The sequence below is a fragment of the Sellimonas caecigallum genome (genome assembly GCF_019754295.1).
GTDB classification, from domain to species: Bacteria; Bacillota; Clostridia; order Lachnospirales; family Lachnospiraceae; genus Sellimonas; species Sellimonas caecigallum.
Map to the genome: position 1 here is coordinate 1 of NZ_VIRV01000002.1, position 23,892 is coordinate 23,892.

Genomic DNA, 23,892 nt, shown 5'->3' on the forward strand with positions numbered 1-23,892 from the left:
TCACATCCATCATTTTGTCAATTTATGTAACTAGTTAAGTAACCGGTTACTTTATGTTTCAATCATAGCATCGCATATCCAGTATGTCAAGGAAAACAAGGAAGTTTGTGAATGATAGACAGTTTTCTATTCAGGCCATTATACACTTTATACATAACCGGTTACTTTACCGATTACTTATTGTTCTTTCTTCCTTTTTCTGCTATACTTGGCATGAAGAGCTACCTATATCTCAATACAGGGACGCGCGGAATTGCGTCCTTCTATACATTTACGTTTCTGGGAAAGGAGAGCATTATGAACCGAAAAAAAAATATAACTTTTGACGATATAGCCAAATATACAAATTTTTCCAAGACGACGATCTCCAGATATTTTAACAATCCGGATTCCCTTACTTTAAAAAACCAGGAGATCATCGCCCAGGCACTTGTGGATCTTGACTACAAAGAAAATAAAGTAGCCCGTATTCTGGCAAGCGGAAAGACAGAATTCATCGGCATCGTAATCCCATTTCTGCACAATCATTACCATTTGGAAATGCTAACCCAAATCCTGCTGACCTACGAACAGTTCGGCTATAAATTTCTCGTATTTATCGGAAATGGGGAAAAAGAGACAGAAAGACAATATATCGATGAACTGCTCGCCTATAAAATCGAAGGGCTCCTGATCCTAAGTTTTACGATCCCTTCAAGAGAGCTGGCTGATCTGCCGATTCCCATCGTGACCATCGAGAGGGAAGACAAATATGTATCCAGCGTAAACACGGATAACTATATGGGAGGAGTCCAGGCTACCAGCCTGCTCGCCAAACACGGCTGTGATATCCTGATTCATCTGAATACACATACTTCCCCTTCCATCCCTTCTTATGGCCGTATCAAAGGATTTCTCGACCTGTGTGAAGAAAAACACCTGAACCAGCGTGTTATATACAAAGATATCGGGACTGAGTACGAGACAATGAAAAAGAATATGGGAGAGATACTTGATGAAATCGAAGCCGAATATTCCGGCATGAAAAAAGGAATCTTTGTCTCCAACGATACAAATGCAAATGTGCTGCTCAATCTTTTAATACGAAAATACGGCAGACTGCCGGATGACTATTATATCGTCGGTTTCGACGATTCCCCAATCTCCCGTGAGGCAGTCATGTCCATCAGTACCGTGGGACAGCAGATTGATAAAATTGCTTTTGAAGCGGTCAGTCTGCTGGTGGAACAGATGAACGAAAGGAAAAAACGCAGACCGACACCGTTGACCGAACCTGTTCATAAGGTCGTCACTCCTGTTCTGCTGCGCCGGGAGACTACAGAACACTAGATATTTGCGCTAAAAAAACACCAGAGCCAAACTTTTTTCAAAAGCTTGGCTCTGGTGTTTCACATATATTGTTCCAGAAACTCTCTTTATGCAGTTTTGTACAGTTTGGGGAGGATCCGGAAAATCGGCCTGTAAAGGGCGATGCAGACGACGATATTTCCGATACAATGGAGGATATCATACGGAATCCCAGACACCCAGTAGGCAAATCCTGCTCCCATCCCTCCCGCGAAAAAATATGGGATCGCACAGAAGGCTCCAAACAAAAGCCCGAAAAATCCAGCTACCAAAGCCCATATCCAGATTGACTCCTGCTTTTTTAAAAGAAGTACCACTCCCGCCAGAATACTCCACACATACAAGTAGTTGATCCACCAGATTCCGAAACCATAGATAATCCCTTCCAGAAACACAAATACATAGATGATCCAGAAAACTTTCTTTCCAAAACTCTTTGCATAGATCATAATAAGCAAAGATACAAGCTCAATGTTCGGTAAAAACGCCAGTCCGACCTGCACAACAAGCAAGACAGCGGCGCATACAGCCAGAATTGCATAGTCCCTGACTTTGATTTTTGCGGAATCTTTCATTAATATCCTTCCTTCAGCGTGAGTTCAAATTCATCTTGATCAGAGACAGGTGTCTGATCCGCCGATGTATTGACCTGCTCTCCTCCTTTTGTAATGCACCACCACTGCTGTTTACTGTCATCCGCTTTCTCTCCGTCTACTTCTGTAATGAAAAGTCCATACTGTCCTTCCGTTCCTTTAACCAGATCATGCTCCTCCAGCACTTCTCTTAAGTACTCCGCGTCTGTCTTGTACTCAAATGATGTTTCCTTTTTATCTCCATGGATCACAGTAATGCTTACTTCTTTCTGTCCTTTTTCCGCTTTTGGCCGGAAATTCTGGTACAAAATGACGGCCGCCGCTATAAGGATTACCAGTACACAAGCTGCGATCAAAAGTATCCTTTTCTGCTTTTTCTCCATCTTCTTTTCCTCCTTGTTCATAAAATAAACAGCCGGGCTACAGGACACGCTATCCTGAGCTTCTGGCATTCCCCTACTATACTATAGATCTTTTCTCATGTCCAGCTTTTTCCATGGTTCTCGCCATGCAAAAACGACTCTGTTCAAACCGTTTTCCGGTTCCCACAGAGTCGTTTCTCTGGCAATAAATTGCAGCCTGTTTCTATTCCTGTTCTGTCTGTGAACTTATCCCTCGATAGCGATATGATTGTTCTGTTCTACTGTTTTATGATCTCTTTTCGGGATGGATAATTTCAGGATACCATCTTCGTATTTTGCGTGAATATCTTCTTTCGTCACGCCTTCTCCGATATAAAAACTTCTGCTCATGCTGCCTGAATACCGTTCACGGCGAATATAGTTTCCTTTTTTATCCTGCTCATCTTTATCGAGACCTTTTGCTGCGGAAACGGTAAGATATCCGTTCTTCAGCTGGGCATTGATCTCATCTTTTTTAAATCCCGGAAGGTCAACATCAAGTTCATACGTATTTTCCGTTTCTCTTACATCTGTCTTCATCATATTTCTTGCATTCTTTCCATACAGTGGATTTTTACTTCCAAAAAAGTCCTTCTCAAACGGGAAATCCATCCAGTCATCAAATAAGTTTTCTCCAAAAATACTAGGCATCATCATAAGTCATATCTCCTTTCATCATGACAAATTGATTTTTCTATTAGCACTGTCGGAGAAATCCGAAGTGTCGATTCCGAACATCGTACTTGGAACCTTTCTTTTTTGTTCCTTCCTTTGTTCTATCTGTAATATAACACTTATTGTTGGCACTGTCAAGCATTGAGTGCTAATAATTTTGTGAAAGAATTGTGAACCTTAAATGAAAACATAACCTCTGCTTTTCTTATATCTTCTTGCTCATATATAAAATCAAATCATCGTCATTGCAGCAGGTTGTGTACGGTTTCAATATCTCGTTTCTGTACCAAACACCGCTTCCGTCTGGAATATAACCCCTTTTCACATAAAGCCTCTGAGCCGCCCCATACCCACTGTGAAGGCCGACTGCCAGGCTGACATGATCTCCGTAGGCGCTGGCCGCTTTCTCCGCTTCATCCATGATACGGCTCCCTATCCCTCTCTTTTGATACGCCATCAAAACATTGAAATCCGTCAATTCCGGGTATCCAAGCTTTGCAAACGGTCCGTTCTTTGCGTGTGGAAGAAGAGTAATGTAGCCTACCGGACGCTTCTCATACTCTGCCACAAAGACATTTCTTTCGGCTTTTTCCTGCTCAGTATAATAATTCCGGAATATTTCCATTTTGGGCGGCCACCCTTGTTCCAAGAAAGAGCGGCAGAACTGTTCCGCATCACTCTCATACATTTTCCTGATCTTTAGCATGCAGATTTCTCCTTTCATTTCTGTCTGTCCTGTCACAGGTAAATCATGTTATACTGTTTTCAGCGTTACCGGCGCTGATCATTTTATTTGGAGGTAGTGGTACCATGTTTGATATCATTTTGTTCGATCTTGACAATACGCTTCTGGATTTTAACTGGGCGGAACGAAGCGCCCTTCTTCACACGCTTCCCTCACTCGGCATCGAGCCGTCGGAAGCCGTGATCCGCCGCTACAGCGAGCTGAACCTTGCCCAGTGGAAACTTCTGGAGCTTGGAAAACTTACCCGGGAAGAGGTAAAACTTCGCCGCTATAAACTTCTCTTCGAAGAGATCGGGTCAGATGCTTCCCCTTATGAAGCTGTAAAAATCTACGAATCTTATCTTTGCCAAGGGCACTGCTTTCTTCCCGATGCAGAAGACATTCTGAAGACTCTCTGCTCTTCCCGCCAGCTTTATCTCGTGACAAACGGCACTGCTGCCGTTCAGAAAGGACGAATCGAAAGCGCAGGGCTTTCCCGATATTTTCGGGATTTCTTTATCTCCGAAGAGATCGGGTACAACAAACCGTTCAAGGAATACTTTGATTACTGTTTTTCTCATATTCCAAATTTTTACAAAGAATCTTGCGTCATTGTGGGAGACAGCCTGAGCTCTGATATCAAAGGCGGAAAAAATGCCGGAATCCAGACAGTCTGGTTCAATCCAGCACTTTCCCAACCGGATTTTGATATTCAGCCGGACTATGAGATCCACGCGCTCAAAGAGCTGCTCACTATTTTGTGATCTGTTTTTCCCAGACTTGTCTGTTTTTGCGATACGGTATCTGTTTCTCCCGCCCTTTGGGGCGGGACTTTCCTGGATACTGTTATTCCTTGACAGCAGATATAAGAAGCATCATCGGTCTTCGCATCTCGTCTTTCATCCCCGGCCACTCCATCATTCTCTGTGGTGGCTCCGGCTCTACCACCCGTTTTATCGAAAACCCCATTTGAAGGAGTGTATCCAGATAGGTCGTCAGCGTTCTGTGATATTTTGTCACTTTCTCCCCGAGAAATACGGCCTCTCTTTTCCCTTCGTAATAATAATTGTCTACCGGAAAATGCAGGATGCTTCCATCCGGTCCGTAATACCAATCCTGATTTCCATAAGCTGTAAACACCGGATGTTCCACGGAAAAGACAAATGCTCCTCCTGAACAAAGCCACCCTTTGATCCTGGATACAAGATCCGGGAAATCTTTTACATAATGAAAAGCAAGGGAACTCAGCACCACGTCAAAAAAATCCTCTTCCAGCACAAGATCTTCCATAGCGCATCTTCTGTACTCAATTATCTCCCCTGCATTCTTCTCTCGCGCTGTCTCCAGCATCTTCTCCGACAGATCGATTCCGAGTACAGATACTGCGCCTTTCTCAGCCGCATACGCGCAGTGCCAACCATATCCGCATCCGAGGTCAAGGACTCGTTTCCCTTGAAAATCCGGCATCATTTCCCGAAATCGTTCCCATTCTCCCGCTCCGGAAAGTCCATATCTCGATCGGCTCATTTCACTGTATTTCTGAAAAAATTTCTCATCATCATATTTATTTTCCTTCATAAGAATTTCCTCCTCGTTGGCTACTTTCCATTATTATAACTTATCCATATTGACACTTCTAGTATTTTGTATTACAATATAGTTAAAGGTATTTTGTATTGCAAAATACTATATAAAACGGAGGCCGCACTATGATTTCTTCACAAATGCTAAAAGGGACACTGGAAGGCTGCATTCTTGGAATCATCAGCCGGAAAGAAACATATGGATATGAGATCTCAGAACAGCTTGGGTCGTACGGATTCGGGAAGATTACCGAAGGAACCATTTATCCCATTCTTCTGCGGCTGGAAAAAAACGGGATGATCACAGCCACCTACCGGCAGTCCGATATGGGACCGAAGCGGAAATATTATTCCCTTACCGCTGAGGGTATGGAAGAATTCCACCATTTTGTATCTGGTTACAACGAGCTATCAAACGCCGTGTCCTGTCTGCTTCAGGATACTTTAGGAGGGGAACGCTATGAAAAGAAATGAAAAAGAGCTGCGCCGGGAAAACAATCTTCTGGAAAAGCAGTTATCCAAAGAAAATCAGGCCATATTGACAGACATTGTCGTATATCTCAAGTCCTTTGATATCAGCGAATACCGCGTAGAAATTGTGCGTCAGGATATCACGAATATGATACTCGAAGGCGAGCGAAGAAATCTTCGGACAGAGGATGTGATCGGTCCTGACTACAAGGCATTCTGCGACAGTATCGTGTCCGAACTCCCGCCTCTGACAAGAAAAGAAAAAGTATGGAACATGGTAAACTCAGTTCTTCTTGAGTTTTTAGTGCTTCTTCCTATCTGGGCTTTGACTTCCTTCTCTTCCGCATGGAAGGTTGAGCATTCTCTTCCGGAGTTTCCGGTATACGCTGGTTCACTCCTTAGCCTTTTCTTCATCGCCGCACTTGCCCAGGGGATTGTCTGGTACATTACGAAAACTTCATTTGAAAAAGAAGAACCTTTTCACGGAAACTGGTGGAAACAATGGCTTTCCCTTACGGCCATCCTGCTGATCTGCTTTTTGCCGTCCTTTGTGTTTCGTCAAGTTCTCTTTTATGTACATTTTGGGTATGTAATCCTCTTGTTACTTTTACTGTTTGCCGCTTACAGACTGAGCGAACTCCTGCATAAATGATACACTCCTTAGATAGGATTCTCCTTTTATCATAAAAAGATACTCATCTTTTTTCCCAAAGTGCTATACTATTTACAGAATCATTCACTATTATTTCTGTCAGAAGGGAGAGACTTTTATGAACTGTTCAGATGCCATAAGAGAAAGAAGAAGTATCCGTAAATACAAAGAGGGCGTCATCATTCCGGATGAAGACATGCACAAAATACTGGAAGCTGCCATGATGGCTCCAAGTGCACGCAACACCCGACCATGGGAATTCTTCGTTGTGACAAACCGTGAAATTCTTGAGAAATTTACCGAAGCACATCCATACACCACTATGCTACGCACCGCATCTGCTGCTATCGTCGTATGCGGACGCCCGGATCTGCAGGAAGGCGTCTGCGCAGGATACTGGCCGCAAGATTGCGGCGCTGCTATCGAAAACCTCCTGCTCCAGGCAAAAGCTCTTGGATACGGCACCTGCTGGTGCGGCTGCTATCCATCCATGGATCGCGTCGAAAAATTGCAAGAAATCCTGCATACTCAAAGCATCCCTGTATCCATCGTGGCAATCGGGGAAGCCGCTGAAACACCGTCAGCAAGAGGATATTTTGATCCCGCACGGGTAACCTACCTCAATTAGAATTATCATTTCGCAAGAAATCCTGCAAAAAATCAGCATCACTGTATTTACATCAAATACATTTTCTATGTTTTGTACGCAGCAGAACGTATAGGGGACGTGTTCCGGCAAGCCGGAACACGTCCCCTATTTTATTCAAACAAACTCATCTGATGGTATTGTTCTTTTGGTTTCTTTTTTCCGGGAGCAATTTCTTTTTTGACTGTTTTTTCATCCAGTTTTTTTGTAAATATGCTTTCTTTTCCGGATTTTGTCATGATCAATTCTTTTTTTGCTCTTGTCATTCCTACGTACAGGAGGCGTCTTTCTTCTTCTTCGTTGGTTGTATAGTTTTCGGATTCCAGTGGGATTGTTCCTTCTTCTACCCCGCAGATGATGGTTACCGGAAATTCCAGTCCTTTGGATCCGTGCAGTGTCATCAGTGTTACTGTTTCGGATGTATATTCATGTTCTGCGCATCGTCTGAGGTCGCTTTCTACACCGAGCTCCAGGGCATTGAGGAATTCCGGCATTGTCCGATAGCATACAGCCATTCCAGTGAGTTTTTGCATGGAGTCTGATTTTTTCAGGTTCATATCGTCGATCCATGTTTCCATAAATTTTTTTGGTTTTTGTTTTTTATAGTTTTTTTCGTATTTTTCTTTTGTCTTTTTCAGGATTTCTTCTGATATAGGGTGGAGTTCATCTTTCCACAGTAATCGAACACTTTCTTCTTTTGCATAATCATCATCCGGATTTTCCAGATATTTGAAAAAGGAAATGCTGCCTCGTACTTCTTCTTTTTCGAGAAAGCTTTCCCGCCCGGCGATCTGATAAGGTATTCCTTCTGTCTTTAAGGTTTTTTCCAGAAGTTCTGCCTGCCGGTGTGTCCGGTAGAGGACTGCTATATCGCTGAATCCTCTCACTTGTTTTCCTTGTCTATTTCCCAAATCATTGTGTGCTTCCAACATTCCAACACCTCCAACCAGACGGTTGATCTCTTTTGCAATAAAGATGGCTTCGCCCATTTTCCCTTTTGTCTCTATCATCCTGACCGGAACTCCTTCGTTTTGATTGGAATGGAGTGTTCTGTCTTTGCCGGGATTTTCGGAAATGACGTCCTGGGCCGCCCTGAGAATTTCTGGTGTGGACCGGTAATTTTCTTTCAGGCGGATTTCTTTCAGATTTTTGAAGTCTTTCCTCAGCCGTTCAAAACATTTCTCATCGGCTCCACGGAATCCGTAAATAGCCTGATCCGGATCCCCGATGACAAAGAGTTCGCGCCCGGCTCTGTTCCACACTTTGATCAATTCGTACTGAACAGGACTGATATCCTGGAACTCATCCACGAGCAGATAACGGAACGGTTTTCCCCATCCTTCGCCTACTTCCTTTTCTTGAATCATTCTCAATGTTTCCAGAAGCAGATCGTCAAAGTCCATCCGCCCCTTTTCTTTCTTCCTCTTTTCATAATCCGAAAATGCCTCTTCTTTTTCACAGTGTTCCTTCTGACCTCTGTGAGTTTTCCACATGGACACCTCATTCAAAAACATGTCTGGCCTGATGGAAAGTCCGTATTCGGCAATGATTTCTTTTGCTATTTCTTTTCGTTCTTCTTCATCTGCCAAAAAGACATCCAGTCCCTGGTTTTTCAGAAATTGCAGGCAAATCGAATGGAAGGTACCGATCTGCATTTTGCCGATCCTCCTGTCTTTCGCAAGTTCTGTTTGAATCCGTTCTCTCATCTCCCGTGCAGCCTGATTGGTAAAGGTTACCGCCGTGATCTCCGAAGCTTTGATCTTCCGGTGTTCCAGAAGATAGACAATGCGGGAGACGAGTGTCTTTGTCTTTCCCGTCCCCGGTCCGGCGATGACAGCGATGTTTGATTCAGCCGCCCTCACTGCCTCACATTGCTCCAAGTTCAGTCCTGGTATTTCTGCACAAGCTTCTGGCATACTGCTTTCTATATCCAACTGTTTTTCATCGCAGTATAGATCCTTTTTCCCCTCCGCAGTTTCTTCCTCTTCTTTATTTTTTGTGTTTCTTTGCATCTGCAGTCCAAGCATTCCAAAGAAATCCATCTGCCCTTTGAGATTTTCCCTCTCATCCGGCCGAAACAGACGGATCGTCCCGTACTCTCCGTCAAATCCCGGGATCTTTTCCGCCTTTCCTTCCCGGAGTCTTCTGATCCCCTCGGCGATCATTCCTCCGGAGACAGAGCGGATCTCTTCTTCCGGAATGGTTCTTAAAATATCGAATTCAGCCCCGAGATGCTTCAACAGGTTTGTGTATTCTTTCTGTACTTTGACGCTGGCCGGCGAATATCCCAGAGATGTCCCGATCACTTCCGGGAGCGGCATAAGATTTTCGTATACTTTCGCATCTTTTCGGACAAACCCTTCCTGCCTGTCTGCCAGCTGCTCGACCCGATGCGACACTCCGACCGTAATCTTTTTCCCGCAGACCGGACAGATTCCATTGTATTTTTCTGTCTCTGCCGGAGTCAGGCAAAGCCCGCATTTGCGGTGCCCATCCAGGTGGTATTTCCCTTCCTCCGGGAAAAACTCGATCGTCCCGCAAAGTCCGTCGCCTTCCTCTATCGCCTTTCTCAATCCTTCATAGGACAGTTCTATATCCAGGAGATTGGCTTCTCTCCCAAGCTTGGACGGAGAATGTGCGTCCGAATTGGAAATCAGCTGATAGCGATCAAGCGCCGAAACTCTCCAGTTCATCGGAGGATCAGAGGAAAGTCCCGTCTCCACAGCATGAATATGGGAAGACAAATCCAAAAAGCACTCTTCTACCGAGTCAAAACCGGAAAACGCTCCGAACATAGAAAAATGCGGTGTCCAGATGTGGGCAGGCACAAACATGGCGCCCCTTACTGTTTCCAGCAAGATTTCCAGAAGATCATGACAGCTAAGCCCCAGAATCGGTCTGCCATCGGAGTGAATGTTTCCGATGCCCGCCAGTTTTTCTGATAATATCTCCGCCTCCTCAATTCCCGGAAGAACAATCAGACTGTGTACTTTTCTTACCTTTCCTCCCTGCTTATAGATGGAGCTGATCTCCCCTGTGATGACAAACCTTGGGATCATCGTGTCTGCTATCGATCCGTCCTGAATCCGGTATTCCGGTTTGAGAACATAAAGCCCATCTTCTGCTGGCATCAGTTTCTCTTTCAATTCTTCCCTCCATGCAGGATGCGTGAAATCTCCGCTTCCTACGATGTGTATTCCTTTCCTCCTGGCCCAAAGATCCAGATGTTCCGGGGTCCCGTCCTTGCTTGTAGCTCTCGAATATCGGGAATGGATATGTAAATCCGCTATGTACGTCATATTCCTTTTCTCCTTTTCCATCGATGTGGCTGTTTTTGTCATGAAAGCGCCCTGATCTTGCCAATCAGTTTTGTCCGGTTACAAAGATTTACGATTTTACCAACTGCCAGTGCAGAAATGACCGTCCCGATGCCAAGTCCGTTCAATCTGTGGAAAAAAAGCAGTGAGAGGATAAACGACAATGTGATCAGTGTCGTGTCAAACACCACTTTCACAGTGCCAAACCGTTTTCTGCTTACTGCAGATATCGCCTTCACAACGCCTTCTCCCGGTACCAGGAGAACATTCGGCGCTACCTCAATGCTGATCCCCATTGCAAGGATCACACATCCTGCCAGCAAAGACAGTATCTGCGCTGAAGCCCCGGACGGAGCAAACGCATCAAGCATATTCATACTGATATCGATAAAGGCACTGAAAATCACATTTACTCCGATCTGCAGAATCTGCCTCTTCTGAAAATCTTTTTTCAAAAGAAAGATTTGCATCAATATGAAAATCATATTCATCACAAAGGTAAATTGCCCCAATGTAAGAGGAAATTTCTTACTCAGTACATACGGCAGACTGGAGATTGGCGATGTTCCAAGCGCGGCCTTTGTAATAAAGGCAATGCCGAACGAATTGATCAAAATTCCAAGCATAAAGCAAATACACCGAATACATTTTTTCCCCATTTTATCTCTCCCCTCTCTTCAGATTCAACAGTATTTTCCTGAATGTTTCCAAAAACCGTTTTCTTTCTTCTTCGCTGATATCGCCCCATGCCTCCTGATCGACTCCGGCGCATATCTCCTTTACTTTTTCCGCTGTTTTTTTCCCTTTTTCCGTGAGAAAAATATTGCTTATCCTTCTGTCTGCTTCGCCTGCTTCCTTTCTCACAAGACCATTTTCCTCCATACGTGACAGAAGGCTTGTCACTGTCGATTTATCCAAAATACACCCTTCCCCAATTTCTTTCTGCGTACATCCTTCTCTGGCTAACAGAAACTCCAGAATTTTCGGTTGTCCTGGCATAAGGTTCTCTCTTCCTGTCCGTGAGACAATCGCCTTGTTAGACAGATTGAACGCAAGAAGAAGAAGATAATGCAGTTCTTTTTCCTCCATATGTTTCCTCCTCGCAATTAGTTTTAATGCAAACTATATTAAATTATATTCTCACTGTTTTTGAAAGTCAAGAAAAAAAGCAGCCCTCCCCGGTTTACGGAAAGTTCTGCCTTCTTGTACACATTTTCATTTTTATTACCGGAACATCCTGCCCCGAAATTTTGTCCATATATGAGCCTGCACATAATCATATGCCCGATCATAGATAAAGAGTCCAATCTGACCTGCCGCTACAATCCCTACAAGAAACATACCAGACAGGCTTTTCCCTCCAAAGAGTACTTCCTGAAAAAAGAAAATCATCGGGACAAACATAATATTGAATACAATATACTTTATTACCCAGAAGATTACCGTTTTCTGCATCCTGTGATCCTTGGCCATAAGCCTCCATGCCGCTTCTATGATAAGAATATAAAACCCCATGGCAGCAAAAGAAATGACATAAAACTTATTCGGCGCAGTCATAAATCCGAGAAGGACATCGGCAACGTAAAACGCTGCACCGACCCGCATCCCGAATTCCCGGATCACGATCCCCACAAAATAGGAGGCCGCTGCCAGAAGGAACAGCGTGTTCGTCTCAATCACGCTTCCAAGAGCCATGCAGACAACCGACAGGGCCAAAAGCAGCCCTCCAAAAGCCATCGTCTTTGGTTTTACATGCATGAACAAAGATCTCCTCCCATACATTCACATAACGTATCCGCGCACCATAAGTCACAGCACATATTTCCTGTTCCGCAGGAACTGTTTCCGCCTCCGTATCCGCCTCCGTACGGATTGTTCTGATATCTCCGGCTGTTCCAGTCGATGGTATTCAGAAGCTGACGATACTGAACATTGTTTGGCTCCATATTGACCGCCTGCTGCGCATGCTCCCGCGCCACAATATTATTTCCGATTCCCATGTTAGCCGCGCCGCTTGCATAGTACCACATGGATGTGCGGTTCGGCATCCTGTCCAGAAGATTCAGTGCCTCCCGGTATCTTCTTGTGTTGATAAAGTTGAATACCGCCTGCATCTCCGCATCCTGACTATTGTTATAAGAAGAATTGTAGGAAGAGGAACTGCTGCTGCCGTAACCGTAAGAATAGCCGCCCGTACTTCCGCCGGATGAACGCTCTTTCATAATCTGATCGTACGCTTCCTGCACTTCCTTGAATTTTTCCTCCGCAAGATCTGCAAGCGGATTATTTACATTGGCATCCGGATGATATTTTCTCGTCAGATCTCTATATGCTTTTTTTATTTCGTCTTCTGATGCATTCTGGGAAACTCCCAGAACATCATAGGGATTTTTTGACATCGTTCTGTTCCTTTCCTTCTTTCTTTTTCTTTTGAATCGCCTTATAGCGGTTCCACACTCCATCATACAGGATATTCCTCAAAATGTCCACATCCAAAAGACATGGAAGCTTCTCAAATTCTGCGCTGCACTCCGCGATCATCATGCAAAGCAGCGTCCGGATCTGTTCCTCGTAGTCTTTCTGCTGCCAGATCTTCCTAAGCGGATTGTAACAGTTTTTTTCCAGGTCGCTGTCCAGGTCATCGTAGGCATCCATAATATAAATAAACTTTCCAAGGAAAAAGCCAAGCCTGCGGAGAGTCTGTTCCCACACATCTTTTTTGTAGACGAAGAATTCCTCCATCAATTTTCCAAAACATCCGGCAGTTTTGTCCAGATCCATGCTGTTTTCTTTCTCGCATTTTGACAATTCCGAAAGTGATCTGCGGATCGCTCTGCTTTGTCTCGGATATTTGGAAATGATCTTTCCCGCTTTTCGCTTCAGCATTCCCATACCCACAAACCCGGACACTTTCTTTTCATCTATCCAGTCATCCTTCATATGGTAGTACGCCAGGAGCACGTTCATATCTGCCGCATACTCGGTTATCTCATTTCGGAGCATCATCTGTTTCTTTACCGGGTGGATCTTGCAGCGGTGCTGCTCTTCCCGCGTCTCGCTCTCGTACAGAGAGGTCAGAAGAATGATGGCGAAAGTCATGTCGTAAGTAAGAGTCATCTGTCCTGAAAACCCATACTTCTCTTTCAGCACACGGCACAATCCGCAGTAATATGCCTTATATTTTCTGAAATCTTTCATTTTCAATTCCGGCTCACAGACCGTCACATACCCAAACATATGTCTCCTCCGATCCTGTTGATTCACGCCGCTTTCGGCACTATACAAAATATTTTAGCAAAATCGTCTCCAAATATCCATAAAATTTTCCTTAAACATTGTTTTCCCTGACCATTTCCCGCTTCTGCTTTCTCATAATATAAAAATAATACGGGATCAATGGAATCAGTGCTGCGATCCACGCTGCCGGATCAGTAAGACATACTCCGACAAAACTTGTTTTTCCAGCTACCAGGGCCACAAGCGCTGCTCTGGCAGCCAATTCGAAAACACCTCCAAGCATTGGAACAAGTCCGTATCCCATACCCTGAAGTGTATTCCGATAAAGGAAAATGCTTCCCACAAACGGATATGCCCAGAATACCGTGTGGAAATATAGCACTGCTACCTCTACCACTTCCGTCTCAGACGGATCCACAAACAGGAACGTCATATACTCTCCAAAGAAATACATAACGACCATCGTAACGAAACTCCACACCAGAATCATGATCTGCGTACACCTTACCCCGCTCTTTACACGATCCATCCTTCCGGCTCCGTGGTTCTGTCCCACATAGGTAGCCATAGTGGCTCCCAAAGCCCCAAATACTGTTGCAACGATATTCTGGATCTTCCCTGCCGCTGAAAATCCGGCCATATAGACAGCTCCATATACATTGACAGCTCCCTGTACGATGATCGTTCCGATAGCTGTGATAGAAAATTGAAGCCCCATCGGGATACCAAGAGCCAGCAGACGTCCCAAACTATGTAAGGAAATCTTGAAATCCATCTTCTTAAGATGCAGGATTGGGAATTTTTTCCATATATACACCAGACACAAAAGTGCTGAAATTCCCTGCGCGATGACAGTCGCGTACGCACATCCTGCGACGCCCATTCCAAACCAGACAATAAAGACGATATCCAGCACCACATTGATTACCGCAGAAATAATAAGAAAATAAAGCGGAGACTTGGAATCCCCAAGCGCTCTTAGAAAGGCTGCAAGAGAATTATATGCAGCTGTTACCAAAAGCCCGGCATAGATGATTCCCATATATGCCTTTACATCGCCCATCAGTTCTTCCGGCGAATTCATCAACCTAAGGATCGGCTCATTGGCAATCTCAAAAATAACCGTCATCACAACTGAAAAAGCAACGGCCAGATAGATTGACATTGCGACATAGTGACGCATCCTGTCATACCGCTTGGCCCCAAACCACTGTGATACTAAAATGGCAAATCCGCTGCACAGTCCGCTCAGCCATCCTGTTACAAAAAACATCAAAGATCCCGTACTCCCGATAGCCGCCAGCGCGTCAACTCCTATAAACTGTCCTGCTATAATAGAGTCTGCAATATTATAAAACTGCTGAAAAATATTCCCAAGACACATCGGAATCGTAAAACGGATGATCAGCCCTGCGGGATTCCCAACCGTCATATCATTGGTCTTAGTTCCCCCCATGATTTAACCCTTCTTTCTCTCTTTTTTCGCACGTTTACTATCATACCATATCTCAGATAGATGTCTATAGAAAAGAATACATTCTTTTGCACAAAAAACAGTTTTTATGTACAAAATCTGAACATATGCTATACTTATTATCAAAATATACAGAAACGGAGGTTGGCTATGAAAATAGAGTTAAAGAAATGGTCTTTAGACGATAAGAAAAGCCTGAGTGAAGTGTGCAGCCGGGTTGACCGTACTTATCTTTCCAACCGGCTGCCTTCCCCTTACACTGAGGACAGTGCCGCCTGGTGGCTCAATATGGCCTGCGAGCAGGAAGGACATTCCGGAATTTTCCGTTCCATTAACGTGGACGGAAAGATTGTAGGAAATATCTCCGTGGAGCAAAAATCTGACGTATACCAAAAAGACGCAGAGATCGGATATCTGCTTACCACAGAAAACTGGTCCCGCGGGATTATGACAGAGGCGGTAAGGCAGATTTGTGACATCGCTTTTGCCAAACTCGACATCATCCGCATTACCGCCCTCGTGTATGAGCCGAATACCGCCTCCAGAAAAGTCCTTCTGAAAAATCAGTTTGTTCTGGAAGGAATCATGAAACGCGCTGTGTGGAAAGACGGGCACATTTACGATCTCTGTGTCTATGGGCGGCTGAAGGATCCCCTCTGATCTTTCTGAGATTCCCTTCTTTTCTTTCTTCTTTCCACAAGGGTCCCTGCCGCTATCCCGGCGGCAGCACAAAGAATTCCCGGCAGCATGGCAGAGAGCTGAGGCAGATTTACTTTATCAAACGTCCTCATGTTTGCCATGGAAAAGGTTGCATACGGAACAAGCATATACAGAACGCCAAAAAACAGAAGCATCAGCCATTTGTACGCGTTCCATCCATCGTCCTTTCCGACAAAAATGGAGCTTACAAATATTACCACCGGGAAGACAATATGCAGAAACAAGATAGAGTAGCCCATGGCATTTTCTTTTGCTCCCAGCCAGAAGATCAGAATACACCCCATCCAGATCAACAGATCGGTAAGGAGCAGCAGGCGTCTTCCAAGCGCCTTTCTGCTCTTTACCACATCTGTGCTTTCTGCCAGATACGCCATCATCTTCTCGTCCTCTTTCAGAAGTTCGTCCAAACTGATATTGTAAAGTCTGCTCAGATCTATGACATATAAAATGTCCGGGTAGCTTCGATTGTTTTCCCAGTTGGATATGGTTTGTCTGCTGACCCCTATTCGCTCAGCCGCAGTTTCCTGTGTGATCTTTGCCCTTTTTCTCGCCTCTTTCAGTCTTTGTCCAATATCCATCCCATCCCCTCCTTTGGCTTCATTATGTCATGGAGAGTCAAAAAAATCTATCAAATATTTTTGACATCGACTTCTTTTATCCCGTTCTAGGTTTCCACATATGCTTCCCTGCACATATCCAGAAACTCCTCACGGCTGCATCCGCCCAGCGCAGCCTCACTTGCTAGCAATATAAGCTCTTTGCGGTGTCCTTCGTTGGATGCAAAATCAGGCATTTGGTTTTTGGCACAGACGACAGCCCCTCTTCTTCTGTCCGTCACAATATACCCTTGCTGATCCAAAAGTTTATATGCCTTGCTGACAGTCATCGTATTAACGCCGATGTCTGCTGCCAGGCTACGCACAGTGGGAAGCTGTTCCCCGAAATCGATCTGCCCTCTTCCAATTCCCTTTACGATCTCATTTCGTATCTGGAGATAGACCGGTACCTCGCTTTGGTAGTCCAGTTCCATGATCATGATCCATTCCCTCCTTTTATCTCCTCGTATATCCGGATTGTCTGAGCTGGATCATCGTCGTTCACGATATAGATGTCCGTCTCTGTCTTGAGTACCAGATACGGACGGTGTTTCCACGCAAGATAGACTCTCACATTCCCGTATTTGTCATAACGGAATTTCCCCTTCCCATAAGATGCTGTGGACGACCCGTTCGTCCGGATCCCCTCGCCCAGATCGTCGGTAAGCTCCGCCTCCACAACCTGTTCTTTCGGAATCTTAGCATCATACAGAGGACCTGTTACTTGGATCACTCCATCTTCTATCACAAGATCCGCAAGAAGACCTTTTTTATCCAGATACTTTGGATAAGCAAACTGCCAAACGACAAACAGAGCAATTCCGGCACAAAACAAAATGATGCCAGCTGTCATCCATTTCCCCTGTCTTGCCGCCTGATTGACTGCGAGGTTAAGTCCGCCGCTGTTATTCTCTTTGAAAACCTCAGGATCGTAAGGATTGGAATATCGAAGTCCAAACCAGCCGACATCCCAGTATGCCTCCTCGTCATACTCATACACGACTTCACTGGCAAGCTCATACTGCTTCTCTCTCCCATACTCAGCCAACGCAAGGATCGCCGCTGTAACAGCCACAATGAGCGCTGCCCCTGCCAAAAACAGGCACTGCAGACGTTCACTGTAAAGAAATCCTGCAATGCCAAGATTCCACACCGCATCCCCACTGCAGATCCAAAGCCATGCCCTGCTGGCTGCTGCTTTTTTCTTTCCGTTCATCCTCTGATTGACAGTGGACTCCTCGCAGTATGTCTTATTTGGCAGCCAGCGAATGAATCCGATTCCGGCCGCTATGATAAGGAGACCGAGTACACAGACTGCAGCAAACGTCTTCCCGCCTTCTCCCTGAACAAGACAGTATACAAAGGCGATACACTGAATCGCAATAGGAATGAGAAACCACCATCTGCTTGTCATCGACTGGTTAGACCTTTTCCTGTCAAGTTTCAGGTCAATCTTATGTCGAGATTCTGTACGGATAAACCATTGTTTCTCTTGCTTCAGAAGCATAAGACGCTTTCTTGATGTTCTCTCGATCCTGGATGGAAGCATTATCTGTACAAAACCAGACAGTATCATCCACACAAATCCCCACTGAGGAGGAAGAAAGAAAATGATTGCACCCAGGAAGACGCATACAAAGAAAAACAGCCGAATTCTTTTTTTATACTGTCCCAGTATTTCCTGGACACTTTCTTCTTTGGCCATCACTGCTGTGATACGTACCATAAATGGATGCCCAAACCGAGTTCTTGCTTCCTGGATATACGTCCAGTAGAATGTGGCACACAACAGAAGATAGATTCCCAAATAAATAAGCTGCACGATCCTTATTTGATCCATAAGACCCCTCCTTTTGTATTATTTATTATAATACAAAAATGAGGGGATTACAATAGAACTGCACCGCGTTCCAAATATTATTTTGTCTGTCTCATTCTTTCGATAACGCTTCCTTTTTTCGCTATACTGTTCCATACAAAAAGCGGAATCAACGTACAGATCAAAAGAATCGCTGCTGTCATGAGAAGTACCGGCCCAGTCGGCACCGCAAAAGGAACATTCCGATAATTTACCGCTTGAAAGATCAGCCAGGTAATTCCCGTCCCAAGAGTCGCTGCAATGCAAAGAGAACCCGCTGCAAAGAAAAGACCTTCTATGATAAGCATGCCGCGTATCTGTCCTTGTGTCATGCCCATACTTTCCATGACGGCAAACTCTACCCGGCGGTTTTGAAGATTTCCCGTTACTGTGTTCATATAATTCAGGATACCGATAAATGCCAATATCAGCGCAATACAGATCCCGATTTCCGTCAGATTCCCCTGAGCTTCTTCTACCATCTCTTTTTCCTCTATCTTCGATGTACTTGAAAAATCTTTGGCGTATGGACTTTTTCCGACCAGTTCCATCATCTCTTTCTCCGCCTGCCTATCGTATTCTCTCTCATAGCGGACCGCAATTCTGGATATGGTAATCTGGTCATCCGGAAGAAACTCTTTTAGAGTATCAGCGCTTACAATAATCGTCATTCTGCTCTGGGACGCTGCCATGTAATAATTTTCTCCCGTGAGACCCGCAATTTCAAACGTCCGCCTGTTGTCCGGATCTCCATATCCGGTACAAGTTACACGCTTTCCTTTCAGATCAGATTCGGCAATATCCAGACCATTCTGATAGAGAAGACAGGTTTTCCCACTGAAAAACTTTTTTCGGTTTACTTTCGTATTTAATGTCTCTGTCAGATAGTCAAACTCATCTTCATCTATCCCGACAATACAGAACAGATTGTCTTCCAGTGTGCCACTTCTGTAAGATTCTCTTACATGATCGTAAGACTCGTACATCCACATCTCGTAAAATTCTCTCATCCACTGGTCGGAAAATTCCGGCTCCCATGGGACATCGATCCGGGCAAAATAAAGCGGATTCGCCTGCTTTATCCCCCCGTTGTGTCTGATTTCCCCCAGAAACCTGTCATCCATGAGTTTTTCCCATTTATCTGAATCTTCTTTTTTCAATGTATCATTGTATAAAACCAAATCCATATCCATGTAGTTTGATACGATTGTGCGTGCTCCCTGGCTTTCAATGATCGTGACCATGCAGAGAAATACCGAAAGCCCTGCTGCCAGCGACAAAAGTATGACTGTTGTCTTTTTCCGGTCTTTCAGAAACTGCTCTTTTGCCATGCGCCAGATAATTTTTCCTTTTCCCGTCTTTTTTCTGCTCTTTTTCCCGTAAGACGCCCGGTATCGAGCTGCTTCCACAGGAGAAATCTGCACTGCCATTCTCACTGGTTTCCTGCTGCCGATCCAGACAGTACAGCCCGCTACCAGCGCCGTCAAAAGAAAGACGAGAGGGTGCATGGAAATCTGTACTCCTCCGATTTTGTCTGCATTTATCCCCAGGGATCCTAAAATGACCGGAATGAAACCGATCGACACTGCTACACCCAATAAGACACCTGCCAGGGTACCTGCACTTCCAAGAATCATCATCTGCCTCTTCATCAATGTGCTGATCTGCTTTTTTGTCATGCCGACAGTCTGAAGCAGACCATAATAACGAACATCCCCGGCCACAGACAAATACATAATATTATATATGAGCAAGTAAGCGCAAAAACACGTGATCATCACGATTCCTATCATCCCGAAATAAATCGGAATGGATGCCGCCATTCCTTCCGTAAAGATCAAAGCCTGCTGCTTATCAAGCTTCATCTTCTCCTGAAATTCCTGCTGTTCTTTTTCCGTTAGGAATGTCTTTGCAAAATCGATGTGACATCTCCCGGACACCACACTGGAAAATTCATAGCCGCATGTATCGTACAGCGCTTTTGAAATGTAAAACACATTTTTGTCTCCGTATCCATCCCAAATTCCGCATATACGGAACTCCATATCCTTTTTCTGTCCTTTTCCGTCCACATAGACTGCCCGAAAAGAATCTCCGATCTGCCGGTCTTCCAGCCCGCATGTCTTCAACGCCTTTCTTGTTACCATGACTTCTTCTTTTTCCTGCGGGTAGGTTCCTTCTACGGAAGTTCTTGCAGGAGACATCATCTCGTTCCAGAATGTCTCATCCGCCCAGACAGTGCCCAAATTAGCCGTTTTGTCCCCTTCCGTCTCCTCAATGTAACCAGCTACCCCTACGAGGCCAACCGCACGCACATCCTCATCTGTTTTACATTTTTCCAGCTGTTCTTCAGATCCCCCATACATCACGGCATCGAAGTCCGCTCCATTCATCCGAATATTCTGAAGACGCGTCATCTTATAGTAGGTACTTCCTATCGTAAAAACGCTGAAGATCATAAAAGATGACAGCGCTACAGCCGCAAACAGGAGGATGCTTCTTCTTCGGTTATATCTGAGCGCTCTCATGGCCATGCGGCAGATAATCTTTTTGTTATTATTCTCCATCATGCATCTCCCCCGCTTTCACAATCTTTCCATCTTCAATATGGATGATCCGATCCGCCATCTGCGCAATATCATTGTCATGTGTAATGAGGATGATCGTCTGTTGAAATCTCTTGGCCACTGTTTTCAAAAGACGGATCACATCATGGCTTGCCGATGTATCCAGATTACCTGTAGGCTCATCCGCCAGGATAATGGATGGTTTTGATGTCAACGCTCTCGCGATTGCTGTCCGCTGCTGCTGACCGCCTGAAAGAGTATTCGGAAGAGCTTCTTCCTTCTCTTTCAAATGTAAAACCTGAAGGATTTCCTCTACAAACTCCCGATCCGGCACTTCCCCGTCTAACTCCACGGGAAATACGATATTTTCATATACATTCAAATCCGGTACCAGATTATAGCTCTGAAATACAAAGCCAACCTTCCTTCTGCGAAATATCGCCAGCTGGTTCCTGTTCATCCCGGACAGTTTTTGTCCGTCCACAAAGACTTCCCCTTCTGTAGGAACATCCAGACCACCTAACATATGGAGAAGAGTACTCTTTCCGCTCCCCGACTTTCCGATTACCGCCACAAACTCTCGTTCTTTTACCAAAAGATCCACACCGTCCAGCGCTTTTACCGTATGTTTCCCCAACATATAATACTTTTTCAGACTTTCTGTTTTTACGATCCATTGACTCATCTCTTCTGCCTCCTTTTTTTGATACTTTGATCATATCAGGGCAAAATCACAAACCAGTCTCAATCTTAAATTATCACAGCACTGTGAGCATTCCCCTGCTGGTTTGGAAGACAGATCCGAAAATCCGATCCTTTTCCCGGCTCAGAACAAACTTCCACATAGCCGTCCTGCAGCTCGGCAATCGTTCGGGTCAGATAGAGTCCGATGCCGACGCCGTCCTGATCATGTACCTCCGGCTCCCTGTAAAATCGGGTAAAAATCTGAGCCTGCCGTTCTTTTGCAATCCCCTTCCCGCTGTCTTTCACATGGATCTCTGTATAGATTTCTCCCCTCACAGTAAAGACATGTATCGTTCCTCCTGCGTCCGTATATTTTACCGCATTGTCCAAAAGGTTGCCTACTGCCTCTTCTGTCCATTTTCGATCGTGCGGTACCTGTATCTCCAGAATCCCTTTTTGGGAAATCCTGATCCTTTTTTCAGCCGCTCTGCAGGAAACGGCTGCTGCCGCACTTTGTACAGTCTTGGCAATATCCTGATCTTTCTTTTTAATCTGAATGATCCCGGTCTCAAGCCGGGACATTTTTACCATACTCTGAAAAAGGAACTCCAGCTTATCTGTCTGATGCTCCAGCTTGGCAAGAAATTCTACGACTCGCTCCGGCAGTTCCTCGCCGCGCAAAATCTCCAGATAAATCTTCTGGTTTGCGATCGGCGTTTTCGTCTGGTGGGAAATATCCGCGATCAGTTCTTTCATCTTTTCTTTCTCAGCCTTCTCTTCCTCCTTCTTCCTGTCCCATATATGACAAACCCGAGCAAATTTCTCACTTATCCTTCCGATCAGCGTATCCTCCATCTCATATCTTCTTTCCGCTTCTCTCCCGGCAAGAACAGCATCCATCGTCTGTTCCAGCTGTTCTGCAAATATATATATCTTCTTCTTCATCTTCCTTGTCCGAAAAAGAAGAAAGCCTGACACGAAAAACATACCCCCTGAAACAATCATCATCCAATCCATTGATATCCCATCCCATATATATTTGAAATATATTTGTGTTCTCCCTGCTCAATCTTTCCTCGCAGCCGGTTCATGTTCACTGCCAGTGCATGCTTATCCACAAACTGATTTCCTTTTTCCCAAAGATACTCCAAAAACACCTCATATGTGAGAAGCTGCCCTCTGTGGGAAATAAACTCTTGCAGGATCCGAAATTCCGTCGGTGTCACAGGGCACTCTTTGCCTTCGATCTCCACCTTTCCTTTTACAAAATCAATACGCAGAAATCCATCGTCAAAACTTTGTCCTTTGACGTCTTTTCTTCGTTTCAAAATCAAATCTATCTTTTTCATAAGGATACGGATGGAAAACGGTTTCGTGATATAGTCCTCCGCTCCAAGCTCATAACCCTTCAGGGCATCTTCCTCAAGGTCACGCGCTGTCAAAAAGATGACCGGTATGTTGTCCTTCTCTCTCATCCACTTCAGAAAGTCGTATCCGTCTCCGTCCGGAAGATTCACATCAAGAAGGATCATATCCAGTACTATATTCTTATAATGCCCCTTTGCCTCCTCCACTGAGTGTGCAGCCACAGTATGCAATCCTTCTTTTTCCAGCATATAACAAATTCCCTGGTTCATCTCCCAGTCGTCTTCCACTACCAATATGTTTGCCATACCATTTCTCCTTTCTGTCCACGCTCTACCGCTATTTTACTATAAATCGGCTTCCGGCAAAACTCCCTTGGACAATTATCACAAAATCGTGACTGGCATCTGCGCACCAGAACAACACGATTTTTATTGCAAAACTTCGGAGAATCGTGCAAAATATAGATATCAAAATGAAGGAGGTAAATAATAATGAAACTATATATCACTTATGGCAGTAATCTCAATAAAGCTCAGATGGCAAAACGCTGCCCTAAAGCCATCCCGGCAGGATCCGGAATTCTCAAAGACTGGGAACTTCTTTACCGTGGAAAGGAAAGCGGCTTTTATGCTACTATCCAGCCAAAAAAAGGCTCTGTCGTACCTGTTGGCCTGTGGGAGATCTCCCCGGAAGACGAAAAAGCTCTTGATATCTATGAAGTGTACCCGGATCTTTATTACAAGGAAACACTTTCTGTGACACTCACAGACGGTACCGAAAAAAATGCCATGGTTTATATCATGTGTGAAGATGCCCGTGACGGTCGTCCTACCGCGGAATATATACAATCCATACGAGACGGATACGCTGATTTCGGCCTTGATATCCGTATTTTCGAGGCATCTCTTGATCAGATAAAATAGATATTTTATTTATCCGCCCTGTTTTTTCTGTATTTTTATATGTTTTTCTATTTTTT

At 44.7% G+C, this 23,892-nt stretch carries 26 protein-coding genes; 7 read left to right on the plus strand and 19 right to left on the minus strand.

Translation table 11 applies throughout. From position 1 onward, the window contains the following. The first annotated feature begins 297 nt into the window (after positions 1-297). Positions 298-1,329 carry a LacI family DNA-binding transcriptional regulator gene (locus FLB61_RS02470; RefSeq protein WP_087201474.1) on the plus strand — a complete coding sequence of 344 codons (1,032 nt, stop codon included), beginning with the start codon at positions 298-300 and terminating at the stop codon, positions 1,327-1,329. Positions 1,330-1,415: 86 nt separating this feature from the next. Here FLB61_RS02470 and FLB61_RS02475 read toward each other — a convergent pair whose 3' ends face one another. The 4 genes from FLB61_RS02475 to FLB61_RS02490 form a co-directional block, all read right to left on the minus strand. Then, positions 1,416-1,922: a hypothetical protein gene (locus tag FLB61_RS02475; protein WP_221919311.1), complete on the minus strand. Its 507-nt coding sequence runs from the start codon at positions 1,920-1,922 to the stop codon at positions 1,416-1,418. Beyond that, complete coding sequence (locus tag FLB61_RS02480) at positions 1,922-2,323, minus strand: DUF4430 domain-containing protein (protein ID WP_087201471.1); 402 nt, start codon at positions 2,321-2,323, stop codon at positions 1,922-1,924. The genes FLB61_RS02475 and FLB61_RS02480 overlap by 1 nt, the downstream gene beginning before the upstream one ends. 225 nt (positions 2,324-2,548) lie before the next feature. Next, positions 2,549-2,998: an Hsp20/alpha crystallin family protein gene (locus FLB61_RS02485; RefSeq protein ID WP_221919312.1), complete on the minus strand. Its 450-nt coding sequence runs from the start codon at positions 2,996-2,998 to the stop codon at positions 2,549-2,551. Positions 2,999-3,221: 223 nt separating this feature from the next. Next, a complete protein-coding gene (locus FLB61_RS02490; protein WP_087201467.1) occupies positions 3,222-3,722 on the minus strand; it encodes a GNAT family N-acetyltransferase in 501 nt (166 codons plus the stop codon). A 104-nt stretch (positions 3,723-3,826) separates the two neighbouring features. Here FLB61_RS02490 and FLB61_RS02495 point away from each other — a divergent pair, with 104 nt between their 5' ends. Continuing rightward, positions 3,827-4,504, plus strand: a complete 678-nt coding sequence (locus tag FLB61_RS02495; RefSeq protein WP_221919313.1) for a YjjG family noncanonical pyrimidine nucleotidase — start codon at positions 3,827-3,829, stop codon at positions 4,502-4,504. 82 nt (positions 4,505-4,586) lie between these two features. Here the strand turns inward: FLB61_RS02495 and FLB61_RS02500 are convergent, their stop codons facing one another. Continuing rightward, positions 4,587-5,318 carry a class I SAM-dependent methyltransferase gene (locus FLB61_RS02500; RefSeq protein WP_221919314.1) on the minus strand — a complete coding sequence of 244 codons (732 nt, stop codon included), beginning with the start codon at positions 5,316-5,318 and terminating at the stop codon, positions 4,587-4,589. Between the two features lie 131 nt (positions 5,319-5,449). Between FLB61_RS02500 and FLB61_RS02505 the strand changes: the two genes are divergently transcribed. The 3 genes from FLB61_RS02505 (at position 5,450) to FLB61_RS02515 (ending at position 7,074) form a co-directional block, all read left to right on the plus strand. Continuing rightward, positions 5,450-5,797: a PadR family transcriptional regulator gene (locus FLB61_RS02505; RefSeq protein ID WP_087209914.1), complete on the plus strand. Its 348-nt coding sequence runs from the start codon at positions 5,450-5,452 to the stop codon at positions 5,795-5,797. Then, positions 5,784-6,446 carry a DUF1129 domain-containing protein gene (locus FLB61_RS02510; RefSeq protein ID WP_221919315.1) on the plus strand — a complete coding sequence of 221 codons (663 nt, stop codon included), beginning with the start codon at positions 5,784-5,786 and terminating at the stop codon, positions 6,444-6,446. Before FLB61_RS02505 ends, FLB61_RS02510 begins: the two co-directional genes overlap by 14 nt. Positions 6,447-6,564: 118 nt before the next feature. Next, positions 6,565-7,074 (plus strand): nitroreductase family protein, encoded by a 510-nt coding sequence (locus FLB61_RS02515; RefSeq protein WP_221919316.1) that lies wholly within the window; start codon positions 6,565-6,567, stop codon positions 7,072-7,074. A gap of 131 nt (positions 7,075-7,205) precedes the next feature. On the opposite strand, the gene FLB61_RS02520 is transcribed toward FLB61_RS02515, so the two are convergent. The 7 genes from FLB61_RS02520 to FLB61_RS02550 form a co-directional block, all read right to left on the minus strand. Continuing rightward, positions 7,206-10,391 carry a UvrD-helicase domain-containing protein gene (locus FLB61_RS02520; protein WP_221919317.1) on the minus strand — a complete coding sequence of 1,062 codons (3,186 nt, stop codon included), beginning with the start codon at positions 10,389-10,391 and terminating at the stop codon, positions 7,206-7,208. A 38-nt stretch (positions 10,392-10,429) separates the two neighbouring features. Then, complete coding sequence (locus tag FLB61_RS02525; RefSeq protein ID WP_221919318.1) at positions 10,430-11,068, minus strand: YczE/YyaS/YitT family protein; 639 nt, start codon at positions 11,066-11,068, stop codon at positions 10,430-10,432. A 1-nt stretch (position 11,069) separates the two neighbouring features. Further along, a complete protein-coding gene (locus FLB61_RS02530; RefSeq protein WP_087199769.1) occupies positions 11,070-11,498 on the minus strand; it encodes a MarR family winged helix-turn-helix transcriptional regulator in 429 nt (142 codons plus the stop codon). Positions 11,499-11,633: 135 nt separating this feature from the next. After that, a complete protein-coding gene (locus tag FLB61_RS02535; protein WP_221919319.1) occupies positions 11,634-12,167 on the minus strand; it encodes a hypothetical protein in 534 nt (177 codons plus the stop codon). Further along, positions 12,158-12,808 carry a J domain-containing protein gene (locus tag FLB61_RS02540; RefSeq protein ID WP_087199773.1) on the minus strand — a complete coding sequence of 217 codons (651 nt, stop codon included), beginning with the start codon at positions 12,806-12,808 and terminating at the stop codon, positions 12,158-12,160. The genes FLB61_RS02535 and FLB61_RS02540 overlap by 10 nt, the downstream gene beginning before the upstream one ends. Continuing rightward, positions 12,789-13,646, minus strand: coding sequence for a DUF5685 family protein (locus FLB61_RS02545; protein WP_221919320.1), 858 nt, complete (start codon positions 13,644-13,646; stop codon positions 12,789-12,791). Before FLB61_RS02545 ends, FLB61_RS02540 begins: the two co-directional genes overlap by 20 nt. Positions 13,647-13,737: 91 nt before the next feature. Then, positions 13,738-15,102, minus strand: coding sequence for an MATE family efflux transporter (locus tag FLB61_RS02550; RefSeq protein ID WP_221919321.1), 1,365 nt, complete (start codon positions 15,100-15,102; stop codon positions 13,738-13,740). A gap of 168 nt (positions 15,103-15,270) precedes the next feature. Here FLB61_RS02550 and FLB61_RS02555 point away from each other — a divergent pair, with 168 nt between their 5' ends. Next, positions 15,271-15,780, plus strand: coding sequence for a GNAT family N-acetyltransferase (locus FLB61_RS02555; protein WP_221919322.1), 510 nt, complete (start codon positions 15,271-15,273; stop codon positions 15,778-15,780). Here the strand turns inward: FLB61_RS02555 and FLB61_RS02560 are convergent. The 7 genes from FLB61_RS02560 to FLB61_RS02590 all read right to left on the minus strand — a co-directional run bounded on the left by FLB61_RS02560 (position 15,753) and on the right by FLB61_RS02590 (position 23,218). Next, positions 15,753-16,418, minus strand: a complete 666-nt coding sequence (locus FLB61_RS02560; protein ID WP_221919323.1) for a helix-turn-helix domain-containing protein — start codon at positions 16,416-16,418, stop codon at positions 15,753-15,755. The genes FLB61_RS02555 and FLB61_RS02560 overlap by 28 nt on opposite strands. A gap of 86 nt (positions 16,419-16,504) precedes the next feature. Then, positions 16,505-16,876: a GntR family transcriptional regulator gene (locus FLB61_RS02565; RefSeq protein ID WP_087199782.1), complete on the minus strand. Its 372-nt coding sequence runs from the start codon at positions 16,874-16,876 to the stop codon at positions 16,505-16,507. Beyond that, positions 16,873-18,276 carry a PH domain-containing protein gene (locus FLB61_RS02570; RefSeq protein WP_221919324.1) on the minus strand — a complete coding sequence of 468 codons (1,404 nt, stop codon included), beginning with the start codon at positions 18,274-18,276 and terminating at the stop codon, positions 16,873-16,875. Before FLB61_RS02570 ends, FLB61_RS02565 begins: the two co-directional genes overlap by 4 nt. A 77-nt stretch (positions 18,277-18,353) precedes the next feature. Next, positions 18,354-20,864, minus strand: a complete 2,511-nt coding sequence (locus FLB61_RS02575; protein WP_221919325.1) for an ABC transporter permease — start codon at positions 20,862-20,864, stop codon at positions 18,354-18,356. Beyond that, complete coding sequence (locus tag FLB61_RS02580) at positions 20,851-21,546, minus strand: ABC transporter ATP-binding protein (protein WP_221919326.1); 696 nt, start codon at positions 21,544-21,546, stop codon at positions 20,851-20,853. Before FLB61_RS02580 ends, FLB61_RS02575 begins: the two co-directional genes overlap by 14 nt. Before the next feature lie 65 nt (positions 21,547-21,611). Beyond that, entirely contained in the window at positions 21,612-22,490 is an 879-nt protein-coding gene (locus tag FLB61_RS02585; RefSeq protein WP_318255631.1) for a sensor histidine kinase, read from the minus strand. Between the two features lie 59 nt (positions 22,491-22,549). Beyond that, positions 22,550-23,218, minus strand: a complete 669-nt coding sequence (locus FLB61_RS02590; RefSeq protein ID WP_087199789.1) for a response regulator transcription factor — start codon at positions 23,216-23,218, stop codon at positions 22,550-22,552. A gap of 186 nt (positions 23,219-23,404) precedes the next feature. On the opposite strand from FLB61_RS02590, the gene FLB61_RS02595 reads away from it, so the two are divergent. Then, the gene (locus FLB61_RS02595; RefSeq protein WP_087199791.1) at positions 23,405-23,836 is read left to right on the plus strand and encodes a gamma-glutamylcyclotransferase family protein; all 432 of its coding nucleotides are present in this window, start codon (positions 23,405-23,407) and stop codon (positions 23,834-23,836) included. Positions 23,837-23,892: the final 56 nt, after the last annotated feature.

Bases quoted from the DNA above. Each gene is read 5' to 3' on its own strand.
- FLB61_RS02470 (WP_087201474.1), top strand. From the start codon at position 298: ATGAACCGAAAAAAAAATATAACTTTTGACGATATAGCCAAATATACA.
- FLB61_RS02475 (WP_221919311.1), bottom strand. From the start codon at position 1,922: ATGAAAGATTCCGCAAAAATCAAAGTCAGGGACTATGCAATTCTGGCT.
- FLB61_RS02480 (WP_087201471.1), bottom strand. From the start codon at position 2,323: ATGGAGAAAAAGCAGAAAAGGATACTTTTGATCGCAGCTTGTGTACTG.
- FLB61_RS02485 (WP_221919312.1), bottom strand. From the start codon at position 2,998: ATGATGATGCCTAGTATTTTTGGAGAAAACTTATTTGATGACTGGATG.
- FLB61_RS02490 (WP_087201467.1), bottom strand. From the start codon at position 3,722: ATGCTAAAGATCAGGAAAATGTATGAGAGTGATGCGGAACAGTTCTGC.
- FLB61_RS02495 (WP_221919313.1), top strand. From the start codon at position 3,827: ATGTTTGATATCATTTTGTTCGATCTTGACAATACGCTTCTGGATTTT.
- FLB61_RS02500 (WP_221919314.1), bottom strand. From the start codon at position 5,318: ATGAAGGAAAATAAATATGATGATGAGAAATTTTTTCAGAAATACAGT.
- FLB61_RS02505 (WP_087209914.1), top strand. From the start codon at position 5,450: ATGATTTCTTCACAAATGCTAAAAGGGACACTGGAAGGCTGCATTCTT.
- FLB61_RS02510 (WP_221919315.1), top strand. From the start codon at position 5,784: ATGAAAAGAAATGAAAAAGAGCTGCGCCGGGAAAACAATCTTCTGGAA.
- FLB61_RS02515 (WP_221919316.1), top strand. From the start codon at position 6,565: ATGAACTGTTCAGATGCCATAAGAGAAAGAAGAAGTATCCGTAAATAC.
- FLB61_RS02520 (WP_221919317.1), bottom strand. From the start codon at position 10,391: ATGACGTACATAGCGGATTTACATATCCATTCCCGATATTCGAGAGCT.
- FLB61_RS02525 (WP_221919318.1), bottom strand. From the start codon at position 11,068: ATGGGGAAAAAATGTATTCGGTGTATTTGCTTTATGCTTGGAATTTTG.
- FLB61_RS02530 (WP_087199769.1), bottom strand. From the start codon at position 11,498: ATGGAGGAAAAAGAACTGCATTATCTTCTTCTTCTTGCGTTCAATCTG.
- FLB61_RS02535 (WP_221919319.1), bottom strand. From the start codon at position 12,167: ATGCATGTAAAACCAAAGACGATGGCTTTTGGAGGGCTGCTTTTGGCC.
- FLB61_RS02540 (WP_087199773.1), bottom strand. From the start codon at position 12,808: ATGTCAAAAAATCCCTATGATGTTCTGGGAGTTTCCCAGAATGCATCA.
- FLB61_RS02545 (WP_221919320.1), bottom strand. From the start codon at position 13,646: ATGTTTGGGTATGTGACGGTCTGTGAGCCGGAATTGAAAATGAAAGAT.
- FLB61_RS02550 (WP_221919321.1), bottom strand. From the start codon at position 15,102: ATGGGGGGAACTAAGACCAATGATATGACGGTTGGGAATCCCGCAGGG.
- FLB61_RS02555 (WP_221919322.1), top strand. From the start codon at position 15,271: ATGAAAATAGAGTTAAAGAAATGGTCTTTAGACGATAAGAAAAGCCTG.
- FLB61_RS02560 (WP_221919323.1), bottom strand. From the start codon at position 16,418: ATGGATATTGGACAAAGACTGAAAGAGGCGAGAAAAAGGGCAAAGATC.
- FLB61_RS02565 (WP_087199782.1), bottom strand. From the start codon at position 16,876: ATGATCATGGAACTGGACTACCAAAGCGAGGTACCGGTCTATCTCCAG.
- FLB61_RS02570 (WP_221919324.1), bottom strand. From the start codon at position 18,276: ATGGATCAAATAAGGATCGTGCAGCTTATTTATTTGGGAATCTATCTT.
- FLB61_RS02575 (WP_221919325.1), bottom strand. From the start codon at position 20,864: ATGATGGAGAATAATAACAAAAAGATTATCTGCCGCATGGCCATGAGA.
- FLB61_RS02580 (WP_221919326.1), bottom strand. From the start codon at position 21,546: ATGAGTCAATGGATCGTAAAAACAGAAAGTCTGAAAAAGTATTATATG.
- FLB61_RS02585 (WP_318255631.1), bottom strand. From the start codon at position 22,490: ATGAAGAAGAAGATATATATATTTGCAGAACAGCTGGAACAGACGATG.
- FLB61_RS02590 (WP_087199789.1), bottom strand. From the start codon at position 23,218: ATGGCAAACATATTGGTAGTGGAAGACGACTGGGAGATGAACCAGGGA.
- FLB61_RS02595 (WP_087199791.1), top strand. From the start codon at position 23,405: ATGAAACTATATATCACTTATGGCAGTAATCTCAATAAAGCTCAGATG.